The sequence below is a fragment of the Halioglobus japonicus genome (assembly GCF_001983995.1).
Taxonomy (GTDB): domain Bacteria; phylum Pseudomonadota; class Gammaproteobacteria; order Pseudomonadales; family Halieaceae; genus Halioglobus; species Halioglobus japonicus.
Window position 1 is genome coordinate 3843417 of the sequence record NZ_CP019450.1, and the last position, 14678, is coordinate 3858094.

Sequence of the window (14678 nt, forward strand, 5' to 3'; positions counted from 1 at the left end):
GAATGAATATCGACAACGAAGGCACGGAGCAACCCATGCAAGCGGACCAGGAGGATCGTCCCTACGACGAATTCGAATCATCCAGCAGTGGACCACCCCTACTCTCCATTGTTATCGGCATTATCCTGATAGCGCTGATTGGCGCCTGGTTTATGCTGGGTTCGGAAGAGCCCCCCGCGCCCGAGCCGACAGTCACAGAGATTACGCCGGCAGCTCCCCCGGAACCGCTGCCCGAACCGGAACCGGTTGTCACACCCGCACCGGATATCCCCGAGCCAGATCCGGTTGAGGCTTTACCTGAGCCGAACACACCGCCCCCACCACCCCGCTTGCGCTGGAAGACAGCGATCCTGTCGTGCGCGACACCAGCGCCCCGATGGTCGCCGGCAGTGTGCTCGAGGCGGGCCTGGAGAACGACCAGCTACTGAATCGCATGGCAGGGCTTATCGATGCCACCAGCCAGGGCCGCGTCTTCTATGAGGTCTTTAAACTGGCGCCACCAGCGACACAATTTGCCGTCATTGAGAAGGGCGATATCGCCTATATCGATCCCGCCAGTTACGATCGCTACGATGCCTACACCCAGGCGATTACAGGCCTGGACGCAGACATGCTGGCGGCAACCTTCCACACCTTCAGACCGCTGCTGGAGGAGGCCTATGCGTCACTGGGTTACAAGGAAGAACAACTGGATAATTCGCTGATCAGAGCACTGGACACTGTCATTGCAGCCCCTGTGCCTTCCGAGCCGGCCGCATTGGAGAAAGATATAACTACCTGGCACTACGTCGACCCGGAGCTGGAAAATCTGAGCCCGCTGGCCAAACAGCTCATTCGCATGGGGCCTGACAATCAGCGCAAGCTACAGGCCCACGCCACTGCCATTCGGGCTGCGCTCTTAAAGGCGCCTGCGCAGTAGGTGGGCCAGCCGAGATACCCACGCAAGCAGGCTGCTTGCGCGGGTACTGTGCTGGCAAGCTTACTCTGCGTACTCCACTTCCAGCGTCGCCATGACACGTCGGTTTTCAGCGCGACCCTCACGGGTGGCGTTGTCCGCCACAGGCTGACTCTCGCCATAACCCTTCGCTTCCACACGCCGTGGTGCTATGCCGTGCTCATTAACCAGCAGGTCAGCCACAGCCTGGGCGCGGCGTTGTGACAGGCTCTGGTTATAGCTCTCGGGGCCACTGCTGTCGGTGTGCCCTTCAATGTCCACATGGACGTCCTCAAAACGCTTGAGGAAGTCGGCGAGTTCGCTCACATCATTGAAGTACTTTTCCTCTACCGTGGACGAATCGAAGCCAAAGTTGACCATCATCTTGATCGAAGCGACCTGGGTGACCGGCAGCGGACAGCCTACGGAATCGACCCGTGTGCCGGCAGGTGTACCCGGGCACTGGTCCATATCATCGGCCACGCCGTCACCGTCTTCATCACTGAACGTGTATGCGTCGGCGTCGCTGGCACCTGCGCCCGAAGTGCCGTCTACATCACCGAGATAGTAGTTGAGACCAACGCTTAGCAGCGTGTCCTTGTAATGTTCGTCCAGGCTGTAGAGCATCCGCGCCTCTCCAGACAGACCCAGACGCTGAGTAATCATCCAGCGAGCACCAAGACCACCATTCAAGGTGGTCTCCACCGTATCGGCATCGCCATAATCAATGTCGATCTCGCCAGCACCAAACGCCAGATAGGGGCGAATGCGTCCCGCATCACCGATATAGCTGCCACCGTAATACTTCATTCCGAGCTGCCAGGTGACAATATCGGCGCGGCCCATGCCATCTTCGGTGCGGGTATCGTCATCGGCATACAACACCTCAGCCGCCCACTTGTCATTAAATGCCCACTCCAGCCCCGCCCAGGGCGTCTCGGTGTCATTCAGTTCACGCGAGCCATCGTTTTTCCACAGGCCCATACCTAAATTAAGGGTCAGGGGAATCTCGGCATGGGCGGCGGGCGTAACGACAGCCAGGCTTGTGGCCGCCAGTACGGCCGAACGGAGAAAAGTTTTTTTCATGGGTATACCGCTCTCTAAGGTTTGGTTACATGACTCCAAAGAGTAGCACTCGATTGTGACAGCGCCAGCCAAAGACACGGGTATTCGTTCGCTAAAACCCCAGCGTCTGTTTCACAAACGGTATGGACAACGCCCGTTGATAGGCCAGCGACGCTCGATCGAGTTTATCCAGACAATCGAGCAACCCATCCAGGCTGCGTGGAGCACGCTTTACAAGGTAGGCGGCAACCTCCGGGGGCAGTTGCAGGCCGCGAAGCGCCGCGCGGAATTCGAGTATCAGGCACTTGCGTTCGTCGTCGCTGGCGGGCAGGTGATGCACCACTCCCCATGCAAGGCGGGAGCGAAGATCTGCCAGATCAACTTCAAGTGCTCGCGGTGAAGCAGCCGCGGCGAGCAACAGACGGCAGCCTGTTTCGCGGGCAGTGTTGTACAAATTGAACAACGCCATTTCCCAGGCGTCGTTGCCGACCACAGCATCCAGATCATCCAGGCACAGCAACGCCATATGCTCTGCGCCCGCCAACACATCCTGCGGGGCGTAGCCAGCCAGTTCGGCCAGGGGCAAATACAGCGCTCCACCGCCGGCCAGGTGACAGGCCGCCTGCAGCAGATGTGACTTGCCGCTGCCCGAGCCGCCGTGAAGATAAATGACCGGCTCGCCCTCGGCGGCAACCTGCTGACGCAGGCTACCGAGCAATACAGCGCCCCCGTCCCCCGCCAGATAGTTTTCAAATGTGGCGTCGTCTCGCAGGAAGACTGGCAGCGCCAGCTGAGCTTCACTCGCCATGGTACAACTCACTTGCTCGATAATGCGCCACCGCATGGCGCACAAAAACCATAATGACAGCGGCTACCGGTAGCGCCAGTACAACGCCGACAAAGCCGGCCAATTGGCCGCCCGCCATCAGCGCGAAAATCACTGCCACGGGATGCAGGCCTATGCGGTCACCGACCAGCACGGGCGTAAGAATCATCGACTCCAGGGCCTGGCCAATGCCGAACACAATGGCCACCCAGATCAGGGCTGTCCACTCACCAAACTGCGCATAAGCTGCGATAAAGGAAGCCAGAATGCCCACCAGGAAGCCCAGATAAGGCACGATACTGGCGAGGCCAGCAATCAACCCGAGCAACAGCGCCAGCTCCACACCAACCAGCCACAGCCCGATACTGTAGATAACACCCAGTGCACACATCACCAGGAACTGTCCGCGGAGAAAAGCGCCAACCACTTCATCTGCCTCTCCGACCATGTATCCAACCCGGTCCTGCCAGGCCACCGGCAGCAGATTTAAGGCCTTGGCCACTAACAGATCCCAGTCACGCATCAGGTAGAAGGCAACCACAGGGACCAGGGCAAGATTGGCGAGCCCCAATAACAGGTTGGCACCCGAGCCGGTGATCTGTCTGAGCATACTGGCAGTGAATTTACCCACCGACTGCCAGTTGTTGGCCACCTGCTCCGACCAATCCATTTGCGGCAAGCTGGAGCCGGGTAGATCAAGACGGTCCTGCAGCCACGGAATGGCCACCTGGGTCACCCAATAGTAGATATCCGGCACCCGTGACACCAACGCATCCAACTGATGCAGCAACCTCGGCACGGCGAACAGCACAGCGGCAAGAAACAGCAAGGTGAAGAGTAGGAATACCACCAGTACACCGCCGGTGCGGCTGAGACCACGACGCTCCCAGGCATCCACCAGTGGATCACCGAGGTAGGCGATCAACGCTCCCAGTACAAACGGGCTGAGAATAGGCTCCAACAGATAGAGCAATACGGCGGCGACTACGAAAGTAGCCAGCAGCAACGGCCAGCGTTTCACAACCGCTTGCTCTGGGGGCGTTAGTTCTGCCATAGGTACTCCAGTGCGCCGACGCTACCACCCTGGGCCACCAGGTGTTCATTCAATTCAATCAGCTTGGCAAGGTCGTCGGCCTCCGCCAGCGACACCAGCGCTAGTTCCACTCGATCGCCGGCGATTCGGCGCACATTGGCATGATCAACGAGCTCCAGATTTTCCAACCAGGCCACCAGTTCCGCGTAAGCAGAAAACTCATTGATGCCAGACACGTTCAGCATCACCAGCGCATCATCGCCGGCACTGGTCACAACCGCGTATCGCCTGGCCATGCTCTCTGCGGCCAGCCCCACCCCCTGGCGGGAGAAACTGGCAGATTCCGGGGCAGATGCGTGGCGATCGAGGCGATTGCGACCATCGAGATAACTCCAGTCTCCCAGCCATTCGCCTGTCGACATGGCCACCACACGCCCAAACAGCACGTCTTCCGCGCCATAGCGCTGGGACGCCGCCTGCAGTGCTCCACCGTCGAGGTTCCACACATCATCCACGCTAACAGCTGTCGCATCGGTAAGGTCGTACAGTGGCAATTGTGCGGGAATACCGCGCTGATCAAACTCCGCCATTAATTGGCGGGCCAGATCCGGCGTGGTATCCATGCTCACAAACTGCCGGTCGCCATTCTGCTCAGCCACCAGCCATGCGATTACCCGCGGCCGATTGGCCGTCCACAGGGGTAGCCCGGCCTGCTTGACCAAGCGCTGCACATATCCGGACTCAAACTGAAAACGCGCCACCAGCCCGCCCTCACCTTCGGCAAAGGCATATTGCTGAACATGGTCTCGCGCGCCGGCCATCGCCTTCTGAACCGAAGGATCATTGAGTGCGCCTTCACTGCCTGAGACCTTGATAACCACCTGGCCAAGGGCATCGCGCGAGGCCGCTGCCAGCGCCTGGGAGCTCTGGTCGGTCACCGGCACGGAGGCGGAGTATAGATTGCGAACCACATCGGCAGATGCGGCTACGGCCAGCAACATCAGGCTGGCCCCTAACAGACGGGCGATTATTCCGAGCACTGGCATGCTCCCGTGATGGATCAGGCCGTCATTGTAGCAGCCCCCGCCACGCTTACAATTTGCAGGTGCGCCGCGGGAGCTGGCGAGCTAAAATAGCCGCCCATTTCGCAACCATTCTGGACGCAACAGCCCATGACTGACAGCAGCAGCCCTTCTTCACTCAGCTACAAGGACGCAGGGGTCAACATCGATGCCGGTAATGCCCTGGTGGAACGCATCAAAGGTGTCTCCAAGCGCACTGCACGCCCCGAGGTCATGGGAGGTCTGGGCGGCTTTGGCGCGCTCTGCGAAATCCCCGAGGGTTACAAGCAGCCTGTACTGGTCTCCGGTACCGACGGTGTAGGCACCAAACTGCGCCTGGCAATGGATCTCGGCATCCATAATACGATCGGCATTGATCTGGTGGCGATGTGCGTCAACGACCTCGTGGTCGCCGGTGCCGAACCCCTGTTTTTCCTCGACTATTACGCCACTGGCGCACTCAATGTGGATACCGCCGCGGCCGTGGTTGAAGGCATTGGCAAGGGCTGTGAGTTGTCTGGCGCAGCGCTGGTCGGTGGCGAAACCGCCGAAATGCCCGGCATGTACGAGGGTGAAGACTATGACCTCGCCGGTTTTTGCGTCGGCGTGGTCGAGAAATCCGAGATTATCGACGGCAGCAAGGTGGCCGAGGGCGATGTGCTGATCGGCATTGGCTCCAGCGGCGCGCACTCCAACGGTTACTCACTCATCCGCAAGATCATTGAAGTCAGCGGTGCCGATCTCAGCCAATCCATGGGCGACACCACCCTGGGCGAGGCATTGCTCGCCCCTACCACCATTTATGTGAAAGCCCTGCTTGCGCTGTTCAAGCAGGTGGAGGTCAAGGCCCTGTCTCACATTACCGGTGGCGGGCTGCTGGAAAACCTGCCCCGGGTGCTGCCCGACAACACCAACGCCGAGATAGACACTGAGAGCTGGGAGTGGCCCGAAGTGTTCCAGTGGCTGCAGGCCCAGGGCAATGTGGAAACCCGCGAAATGTACCGCACATTCAACTGTGGCGTGGGCATGGTCGTTTGCGTCAGCGCTGCCGATGAGGCCGCCACCCTGGCCTCTCTCGAGGCCTCAGGGCACACCGCATGGCGTATCGGCAGCATCGCCGCAGGAAACCACGAGGTTGTGCTGTCATCGTGAGCGAAAAAGCCCGCATTGCGATCCTGATTTCGGGTCGCGGCTCCAATATGCAAGCCTTCATCGACGCCTGTGCCAAGGGCGACCTCCAGGCCGATATCTGCCTGGTCTTGAGCAATAACCCTGATGCGGCCGGTCTCGGGCGGGCGGCCGAGGCCGGCATCACCACGGTATGCGTCAATCATCGGGATTATGATTCCCGCGAAACCTTCGACGCGGCCCTCGTCCATGCACTGGCACCTTATGAGCCCGATCTGGTCATTCTGGCCGGGTTTATGCGTATTCTTACGCCGGTATTTATCGAACCTTTTGCCGGAAAATTATTGAACATTCATCCATCACTGCTGCCCAAGTATCCGGGTCTGCACACCCACCAGCGTGCCCTGGATGCCGGCGACACCGAAGCGGGCGTCACGGTACACTACGTGACGCCGGAACTGGATGGCGGCCCGCCCATTATCCAGGCCCGGGTTCCGGTAGAAGCGGGAGATACCGCCGAGACACTGGCACAACGGGTGATTGTGCAGGAACACATGATATACCCCATCGCCGCCCGCTGGCAGCTTGAGGGGCGACTGCAACTGACGGCGACCGGCGCCCGCCTTGATGGCGAGACCGTTCCCGCAACAGGTATCGATTATGCTGAAGGTACTCGCTAAAACGTTTTTCTCTCTCCCGGCCTTCACGCTGGGCGTCGCGCTTGCTACGGGCTCTCCAGTGGCCTATGCCGCTGAAACCACCCTGCAACCCTACACTGCCCAATATCGAACCACCGCTCGCGGCATTGGCCTGAACCTCACCCGCAAACTGCAGGCGAACAAGGATGGCAGCTACACTCTGACCAATGGTGGCAAGATCATGGTGGTCGGCTTCCAGGAGATCAGTGTCTTCAATACCGACGAAGAAAAAGTCCTGCCTAAATCCTATGTCTATCAGGGGTCGGGGTTGATCAATCGGCGTCGCGAAGTGCACTTTACGCCAGGCTCCGACGTTATCCGCAGCCTGTACAAGGACCAATGGTACGACCTGCCCTATACCGAGGGCACGCTGGACCGCATGAGCCAACAGGAACAACTGCGGCTGTTTCTGCTCAATGATCCCACCCCCAAGGAAGACATCACCATCCGCGTGGCCGACGGTAAACGGGTTAAGGACTACACGCTGACCTTCCGCGGCGAGGAAGAGATCGAAACCCCCATGGGCAAGTTCAATACCCTGCACTTCGAGCGTATTCACGACGAACCGGACCGCTCATCGAACACCTGGATTGCCCCCGAGCTGGATTACCTTATGGTAAAAACCGTCCATATTGAAGACGGCAAGCCGGTAGAGATGGTCCTGCTCAACGCTGACATCGGTAAGTAAATGAAGCGCAATCAAAAACGGGGCCATTGGCCCCGTTTTTGATCAAAGACTCGCTATCAGGCTTTGGGCAGCGTCACACCCGTCTGTCCCTGATACTTGCCACCACGGTCCTTGTAGCTCACATCACACACTTCATCTGACTCGAAGAACAGCATTTGTGCGACGCCTTCATTGGCGTAGATTTTCGCCGGCAGGGTGGTGGTATTGGAAAATTCCAGGGTGACATGCCCTTCCCACTCGGGCTCCAGTGGCGTCACATTCACGATAATGCCGCAGCGCGCATAGGTGGATTTACCCAGGCAAATCGTCAGTACGTTCCGCGGAATACGGAAGTACTCGACGGTGCGGGCCAGGGCAAAGGAGTTTGGCGGAATCACGCAGACATCGCTGGTGACATCAACAAAGCTGCCCTCGTCAAACCCCTTCGGATCAACCGTTGCAGAATTGATATTGGTGAACACCTTGAACTCGTTAGAACAACGAACGTCATAGCCGTAGCTGGACGTCCCGTAGGAGATCAGGCGACTGCCGTCCTCACCGGCGCGAACCTGGCCGGACTCAAACGGCTCAATCATGCCCTGTTCTTGCGCCATCCGGCGAATCCATTTATCTGCTTTGATGCTCATCCTGATCGCTCTTGTTAATTAGTCGTCTGAAATCTTGATCTCGGGGAACTGTTTCACCGCGCTGTCGTAACGGTTTGCCAGGCTGGCGGCAATCTTGTCCGCCATCGCCAGGTATAGCCCAGCGACCGCTGAGTCTGGCTCGGCGACAACGGTGGGGTTACCTGCGTCAGTCTGTTCACGAATACTGCGCTGTAGTGGCAGGCTTCCCAGCAAGGGTACGCCGTACTCGGCCGCCATTCTCTGGCCACCCTCTTCGCCAAAAATATGCTCAGCATGGCCACAGTTACTGCACACATGCATCGCCATATTCTCCACGATACCCAGGATCGGGATATCCACCTTGCGGAACATTTCCACACCTTTCTGGGCGTCTAGCAGGGCAATGTCCTGGGGCGTGGTCACGATCACCGCTCCGGCAACCCGGGCCTTCTGCGACAGCGTTAACTGCACATCACCGGTGCCGGGAGGCATATCAATAATCAGGTAGTCCAGCGGCCCCCACAATGTCTGCTCGAGCATTTGCGCCAGGGCGCCACCGGCCATAGGACCGCGCCACACCATGGGCGTTTTGTCCGTCACCAGGTATCCCATGGACATGGTTTTCAGCCCCTGGGCTTTCACCGGCAGCAGGAACTGCCCCCCCTGCTGTTCGGGGCGCACATCGTCTGCCACCCCCAACATCAACTGCTGACTGGGGCCGTAGATATCGGCATCCAACAGGCCGACCTCGGCACCGCGCGCCTTCAGGGCCAATGCCAGATTGACGGCAGTAGTCGATTTGCCAACACCACCCTTGCCGGAGGCGACAGCAATAATATGTTTAACTTCGTTCATGAGTGCCCTTATTTAACCTGCATACCCGGCTGGGCGCCAGCGTGGGGCTCCAACAGGTAGATATCTTCACCGCCCGGCCCTGCCGCCAGCACCATACCTTCAGAAACACCGAAGCGCATTTTGCGCGGCGCGAGATTGGCCACCAGAATCGTCAGCTTGCCTTCCAGATCCTCGGGCTGATACGCCGCCTTGATGCCGGAAAATACCTGCTTGGTACCCAACTCACCCACATCCAGGGTCAGCTGCAACAACTTGTCTGCCCCTTCCACATGATCGGCGGCGACAATTTTTGCCACCCGTAAATCCACCTTGGCGAAATCATCAAACTCTATGATGCCTGGGGCCTGTTCAGCGGGCTTGGCCTTGGCAGCTTTGGCCGGCGCTTTCTCCACCGGAGCCTCCGCAGGCTTGCTGGCCTCTACCATCGCTTCCACGTCCTTGGGATCGACGCGCTGTATCAGGGGTTTGAACTTCGTCAACTCGTGGTCAACCAGCGGCGCCTTCAGTTCAGTCCAGTCCAGCGACACATTAAGGAAGGCTTCTGACTTCTCCGCCATCACGGGCAGCACGGGTTTCAGGTACGTCATCAACACCCGGAACAGATTAATGCCCACGGAACAGGCCGCGTGCACTTCGGCTTCGCGACCCTCCTCTTTCGCCAGTACCCAGGGCTTCTTCTCATCGATGTACTGGTTGGCCTTGTCGGCCAGAGCCACAATTTCACGAATGGCTTTGTTAAATTCGCGGCTCTCATACAATTGGGCAATCTGCTCGCCCGCTGCAATAGCTTCACCTACCAGCTCCGGTTCAGCGCACTCGGGCGCCAGGCGATTGGCAAAACCCTTCTTGAGGAACCCGGCGCAACGACTGGCGATGTTAACCACCTTACCCACCACGTCAGAATTGACGCGCTGCACAAAGTCCTCCAGATTCAGGTCGATATCGTCGACCGAATCACCCAGTTTCGCGGCGAAGTAATAGCGAAGGTACTCTGGCTGCAGGTGTTCAAGGTAGGTACTGGCATTCACAAAGGTGCCGCGACTCTTGGACATCTTGGTGCCATTTACGGTCAGGAAGCCATGAGCGAAGATCGCGGTTGGCGTGCGCAGGCCCGCAGAGTCGAGCATGGCCGGCCAGAACAAGCCGTGAAAATTGATAATGTCCTTACCGATAAAGTGATACAGCTCCGTATCACCACCGGGTTGCCAGTACTCGTCAAACGCGTGCCCGGTGCGCTCACAGTAGTTCTCAAAGCTGGCTATGTAGCCGATCGGGGCATCCAGCCAGACATAAAAATACTTGCCGGGTTCACCCGGGATCTCGAAGCCGAAATAAGGCGCATCGCGACTGATATCCCATTCCTGCAGGCCCGCGTCCGTCCACTCACGTAATTTGTTCGCGACCTGTGGCTGCAGGGTATCGGAGTCCAACCACGCCTTGAGCATGTCTTCAAATTCTGGCAAGCGGAAGAAAAAGTGCGTGGACTCACGATCGACCGGGGTCGCACCGGAAATCGCCGATACGGGGTCGATCAGGTCAGACGGGCTGTAAGTAGCGCCACAGTTCTCGCAGTTGTCGCCGTACTGATCCGGCGTTTTGCAGCGCGGACAGGTGCCTTTAATGAAACGGTCCGCCAGAAACAGTTCCTTTTCAGGGTCAAAGGCCTGCGTGATCTCACGGCTGGCAATGTGGTTGTTAGCTTTCAGGCGCTTGTAGATTTCCTCGCTCCACTTGCGATTTTCCTCGGAATGGGTGGAGTGAAAATTCGCAAAGTCGATTAGGAAGCCTTCGCTGTCTGCCATGTGCAGCTGACGCATATTATCGATGTGCTGCTCAGGGGTAATGCCCAGTTTTTCAGCTGCCAGCATAATCGCCGTGCCGTGGGCGTCATCAGCACACACATAGAGGCAGTTGTGGCCACGCGATTTCTGGAACCGCACCCAGATATCGGTCTGCACCTGCTCCAACATATGCCCCAGGTGCAAGGGGCCGTTAGCGTAGGGCAGTGCACTGGTCACGAGAATTTTGCGCGGGGCGTCAGCAGCCATGGGGTTGGGTGTCCGTATGCTCGAAAAAATGGGGCGCTACTATAGCGGTTTTGCGGTTCCCCGTCATGCTCGCCGCCGTTGCGAAAAAATACTGGACTAATGATCGTTAGTTTGGGTTTACATACTGCCATTGCACCGGTGACGGGTTAGAATGAGTGATTGGACAATGCAGCAAAAAAGTCAGTACTGACTGTTTTGCAATCTTGCGGTAAGATAACCTCATGTTGGCTGATTATTCCATTCTGTTGGTCGGGGCGATCCTGGTGAACAACTTTGTGCTGGTGCAGTTCCTCGGACTGTGTCCGTTCATGGGTGTGTCCAACAAACTGGAAACCGCCATGGGCATGTCTATGGCCACCACCTTCGTGCTGACGCTGGCCTCAGCCCTGTCCAATATCACCTACCATTTTCTTTTGGAGCCGCTGGGGCTCGCCTACCTGAAGACGATCTCCTTCATCCTGGTCATCGCCGTGGTCGTGCAGTTCACTGAAATGGTGGTGCGCAAATCCAGCCCATTGCTGCACCGGGTGCTCGGCGTTTATCTGCCGCTGATCACCACCAACTGCGCCGTACTCGGCGTCGCCCTGCTTAACATTAACCAGGAACATACGTTTACCCAGGCGCTGTTTTACGGTTTCGGCGCCGCGGTCGGGTTTTCGCTGGTGCTCGTATTGTTCGCCGCCATGCGCGAGCGCCTTGCCGTAGCGGATGTGCCCACACCGTTTAAAGGGGCGGCAATCGGCATGATTACGGCTGGACTGATGTCTCTGGCATTCATGGGCTTCGCGGGTCTGGTGTAACTCTACATGTATGAACTGATTGCACAATACCCGCTGTTCGCCGCGCTGTTCGCCCTGGTAGCGCTGGGTGTGGTATTCGGCGCGCTGCTGGGGTTCGCCGCGGTGCGCTTCAAGGCTGAAGGCAACCCTATCGTCGACGAGATCAACGCCATTCTGCCCCAAACCCAATGTGGTCAATGTGGTCACCCTGGGTGTCGGCCCTACGCCGAAGCGATCGCCAACGAAGGCGAAGCAATCAACAAGTGCCCCCCTGGCGGCCAGGCAGGTGTGCAGGCACTTGCCGACCTGCTCGATATGGAAGCACCGGAGCTGGATGCAGAACACGGCGAAGAAACTGAAACCATGGTGGCCTACATTCGCGAGCCCGAATGTATTGGCTGCACCAAGTGCATTCAGGCGTGTCCGGTGGACGCCATCCTCGGCGCAGCAAAACAGATGCACACGGTCATCGCCAGCGAGTGCACGGGCTGTGATCTGTGTGTTGAACCCTGCCCTGTAGATTGCATTGAAATGCGTCCGGCAGAGGCCGCCAGCCTGCAGAACTGGGTATGGGACCTGCCCGACCCAGTGAGCCGCGAGGTGGACATTATTGCCACCGATGCCAAGCCTGAGAGCGAGAGAGCCGCGTGAGAAAGATTTTTGATTTTCACGGCGGCATCCATCCGGCCGAGAACAAGTATCAGTCGGTGCGCACACCTATTGCCCAGGCCGGCATCCCCGCGCAGTTGATTCTGCCGCTGGCGCAACACATTGGTGCACCGGCAATGCCTGTTGTTGAGGTCGGTGAAAAAGTCCTCAAAGGGCAGGTCATCGCCGAGCCAGTGGGTTTTGTCAGTGTTCCTCTGCACGCACCCAGCTCCGGCCTGATCACCGCCATTGAGGATCGGCAAATAGCACACCCCTCTGGCCGCACAGCGCGCTGTATCGTGATTGATACCGACGGTCAGGACGAGTGGATAGCTCACAGCGGTACGGACAACTACCGGGAATTAGACAAGAGCGAATTGATCAATCGCATTCGCAATGCAGGCATCGCCGGCATGGGCGGCGCGGGTTTTCCATCTGCCGTAAAACTCTCCGTACGCCCGGATACCCGCATTGATACGCTGATTATCAATGGCACAGAGTGTGAGCCCTACATCACCGCTGACGATATTCTGATGCGCGAACGGGCGGACAAGATTATTGCCGGTGCGCAGATTCTCAGCCATCTGATCAGCCCCGGTGAAACCCTGATTGGTGTGGAAGACAACAAGCCGGAAGGTATTGCTGCACTCACGGAAGCCGCAGCAGACACCGACATTCAAATCGTCATCTTCCCAACCAAGTACCCCTCCGGCGGTGAGAAGCAGCTTATCGAGATTCTCACCGGCAAGCAGGTTCCCTCCGGTGGCCTGCCGTCTGATGTGGGCATTGTCTGTCAAAACATTGGCACCACGGTGGCGATTCGCGACGCTGTCATCGATGGCAGACCACTGGTATCAAGGGTTACCACGGTCACCGGCGACAGCGTGGCCGAACCGCAGAATTTTGAAACCCTGCTGGGCACCCCCATGGGCTACCTGCTGGAACAGGCAGGCTATGCGCCGGAAAAGAACAACCGATTGATCATGGGCGGCCCGATGATGGGCTTTACCGTGCCCCGGGCAGACGTACCCATCGTCAAAACCACCAACTGTGTACTGGCGCCCACGGAAGCCGAGCTACCCACCCCGCCGCCCGCCCAGGCCTGCATTCGCTGCGGTACCTGTTCCGAAGCATGCCCGGCGAGCCTGCTGCCACAGCAAATGTTCTGGTTCGCCCAGGGCCAGGAATACGAGAAGCTCGAGCAGCACAATCTGTTTGACTGCATCGAGTGCGGCGCCTGTTCCTACGTGTGCCCAAGCCACATCCCCCTGGTGCAGTACTATCGCGCCTCCAAAGCAGAGATACTGCAGCAGCGCAAGGACGCGGAGAAATCCGAGTACTCGCTCAAGCGGTTCGAAGCACGGCAGGAGCGCCTGGCCAGGGAAGAAGCCGAGAAAGAAGCCAAGCGTGCCGCTCGCAAGAAGGCCGCTGAAGCGAAAGCCAAACAAGCCGCAGAACAGGGTGCTACTGAAGAAGATCCTATCCAGGCAGCGATCGAGCGCGCCAAGGCCAAGAAAGCCGCACAGGCCAAAGGGGCTAGCGGCGAGAATGAGCTGGAAAAACTGGAAAAGGCGGTAGTCAACACGCGCAAGCGGCTCGACACAGCCACCGCCAAGCTGGAGACCGCCAAATCGGAAAACCCGGATCTGGTCGACGCACTGCAAACCGGCGTGGACAAAACCAGGGCCAAGCTCGCAGCAGCCGAAAAGGCACTGCAAGATTACCAGCAGGCCAATGCGCTGGAGTCAGCATCAGCCGCGGCAGAGCCAGCCGATGCCGCGCAACTCGCCATCCAGAAAGCGATGGCGGCGCGCGAGGCAGACGCCAGTAAGAGCCCCGAGGAAAAAGCCAGGGACAACCTGACCAAACTGGAATCCCGACTGGCGAAGTCGCAGGCCAAACTAGCCCAGAGCCGCGACGCAGGCAACGAGGAAAAAATCATTGATGCGCTGGTGTCGACGGTTGAACGCCTCACCGGCAAGGTCGAAGAAGCCCGCGCGGAACTTGCCAAACTCGCACCTGCAGCTGAACCCGCAGCAGCGGCAGCTGAACCGCCGAGTGCGGCCGATGCAGCAATTGCCCGCGCCAAGGCAGCCCGGGAGGCTACTGCCGCCATGTCGCCGGCAGAAAAGGCTCGCGACAACCTGCAAAAGCTCGAGGCCCGGCTGCAGAAATCGACAGAGAAGCTCGCCGCCGCACGCGAGGCAGGCGACGATACCGTGGTCGAGGCACTGGAAGCATCCTTGGAAAAAATGAACGCCAAAATTGACGACGCCCGCGCGAAAGTTGCCGAGATGGGAGACGCATAAC

15 protein-coding genes are annotated in these 14678 nt (G+C 58.5%); 8 read left to right on the forward strand and 7 right to left on the reverse strand.

Translation table 11 applies throughout. From position 1 onward, the window contains the following. Positions 1 to 2 precede the first annotated feature (2 nt). Both BST95_RS19850 and BST95_RS18095 read left to right on the forward strand, forming a co-directional pair. Positions 3 to 428, forward strand: a complete 426-nt coding sequence (locus BST95_RS19850; RefSeq protein ID WP_157114516.1) for a hypothetical protein — start codon at positions 3 to 5, stop codon at positions 426 to 428. After that, entirely contained in the window at positions 356 to 919 is a 564-nt protein-coding gene (locus BST95_RS18095; protein WP_084200826.1) for a DUF3014 domain-containing protein, read from the forward strand. The genes BST95_RS19850 and BST95_RS18095 overlap by 73 nt, the downstream gene beginning before the upstream one ends. A gap of 60 nt (positions 920 to 979) precedes the next feature. On the opposite strand, the gene BST95_RS18100 is transcribed toward BST95_RS18095, so the two are convergent. The 4 genes from BST95_RS18100 to BST95_RS18115 form a co-directional block, all read right to left on the reverse strand. Beyond that, positions 980 to 2020 (reverse strand): OmpA family protein, encoded by a 1041-nt coding sequence (locus BST95_RS18100; RefSeq protein WP_084200827.1) that lies wholly within the window; start codon positions 2018 to 2020, stop codon positions 980 to 982. 91 nt (positions 2021 to 2111) lie between these two features. Beyond that, on the reverse strand, positions 2112 to 2807 hold the full coding sequence (hda, locus tag BST95_RS18105; RefSeq protein ID WP_066050776.1) for a DnaA regulatory inactivator Hda: 696 nt from the start codon (positions 2805 to 2807) through the stop codon (positions 2112 to 2114). Then, complete coding sequence (locus tag BST95_RS18110; RefSeq protein WP_084200828.1) at positions 2797 to 3879, reverse strand: AI-2E family transporter; 1083 nt, start codon at positions 3877 to 3879, stop codon at positions 2797 to 2799. The genes hda and BST95_RS18110 overlap by 11 nt, the downstream gene beginning before the upstream one ends. Further along, the gene (locus BST95_RS18115; protein ID WP_169843993.1) at positions 3867 to 4898 is read right to left on the reverse strand and encodes a DUF2066 domain-containing protein; all 1032 of its coding nucleotides are present in this window, start codon (positions 4896 to 4898) and stop codon (positions 3867 to 3869) included. The genes BST95_RS18110 and BST95_RS18115 overlap by 13 nt, the downstream gene beginning before the upstream one ends. Positions 4899 to 5030: 132 nt before the next feature. Here BST95_RS18115 and purM point away from each other — a divergent pair, with 132 nt between their 5' ends. Genes purM through BST95_RS18130 form a run of 3 tightly spaced genes read left to right on the forward strand, consistent with a single transcriptional unit; the run spans position 5031 to position 7433 of the window. Then, positions 5031 to 6071 (forward strand): phosphoribosylformylglycinamidine cyclo-ligase, encoded by a 1041-nt coding sequence (purM, locus tag BST95_RS18120; protein ID WP_084200830.1) that lies wholly within the window; start codon positions 5031 to 5033, stop codon positions 6069 to 6071. Then, the gene (purN, locus tag BST95_RS18125; RefSeq protein WP_373295062.1) at positions 6065 to 6727 is read left to right on the forward strand and encodes a phosphoribosylglycinamide formyltransferase; all 663 of its coding nucleotides are present in this window, start codon (positions 6065 to 6067) and stop codon (positions 6725 to 6727) included. Before purM ends, purN begins: the two co-directional genes overlap by 7 nt. After that, the gene (locus tag BST95_RS18130) at positions 6708 to 7433 is read left to right on the forward strand and encodes a DUF3108 domain-containing protein (protein WP_084200832.1); all 726 of its coding nucleotides are present in this window, start codon (positions 6708 to 6710) and stop codon (positions 7431 to 7433) included. The genes purN and BST95_RS18130 overlap by 20 nt, the downstream gene beginning before the upstream one ends. Before the next feature lie 56 nt (positions 7434 to 7489). On the opposite strand, the gene dcd is transcribed toward BST95_RS18130, so the two are convergent. Genes dcd through metG form a run of 3 tightly spaced genes read right to left on the reverse strand, consistent with a single transcriptional unit; the run spans position 7490 to position 10941 of the window. Beyond that, positions 7490 to 8059, reverse strand: a complete 570-nt coding sequence (dcd, locus tag BST95_RS18135; protein ID WP_066050794.1) for a dCTP deaminase — start codon at positions 8057 to 8059, stop codon at positions 7490 to 7492. A gap of 18 nt (positions 8060 to 8077) precedes the next feature. Further along, positions 8078 to 8893: an iron-sulfur cluster carrier protein ApbC gene (apbC, locus tag BST95_RS18140; RefSeq protein ID WP_084200833.1), complete on the reverse strand. Its 816-nt coding sequence runs from the start codon at positions 8891 to 8893 to the stop codon at positions 8078 to 8080. 8 nt (positions 8894 to 8901) lie between these two features. Beyond that, positions 8902 to 10941: a methionine--tRNA ligase gene (gene metG, locus BST95_RS18145; protein ID WP_084200834.1), complete on the reverse strand. Its 2040-nt coding sequence runs from the start codon at positions 10939 to 10941 to the stop codon at positions 8902 to 8904. 221 nt (positions 10942 to 11162) lie between these two features. Here metG and rsxA point away from each other — a divergent pair, with 221 nt between their 5' ends. From rsxA to rsxC, 3 genes are read left to right on the forward strand one after another with little or no spacing between them, the layout of a single operon-like run. Beyond that, the gene (rsxA, locus tag BST95_RS18150; protein WP_066050800.1) at positions 11163 to 11741 is read left to right on the forward strand and encodes an electron transport complex subunit RsxA; all 579 of its coding nucleotides are present in this window, start codon (positions 11163 to 11165) and stop codon (positions 11739 to 11741) included. 6 nt (positions 11742 to 11747) lie between these two features. Further along, a complete protein-coding gene (gene rsxB, locus BST95_RS18155) occupies positions 11748 to 12371 on the forward strand; it encodes an electron transport complex subunit RsxB (protein WP_066050803.1) in 624 nt (207 codons plus the stop codon). Then, on the forward strand, positions 12368 to 14677 hold the full coding sequence (rsxC, locus tag BST95_RS18160; protein WP_084200835.1) for an electron transport complex subunit RsxC: 2310 nt from the start codon (positions 12368 to 12370) through the stop codon (positions 14675 to 14677). The genes rsxB and rsxC overlap by 4 nt, the downstream gene beginning before the upstream one ends. The last annotated feature ends 1 nt before the right edge of the window (position 14678 follow it).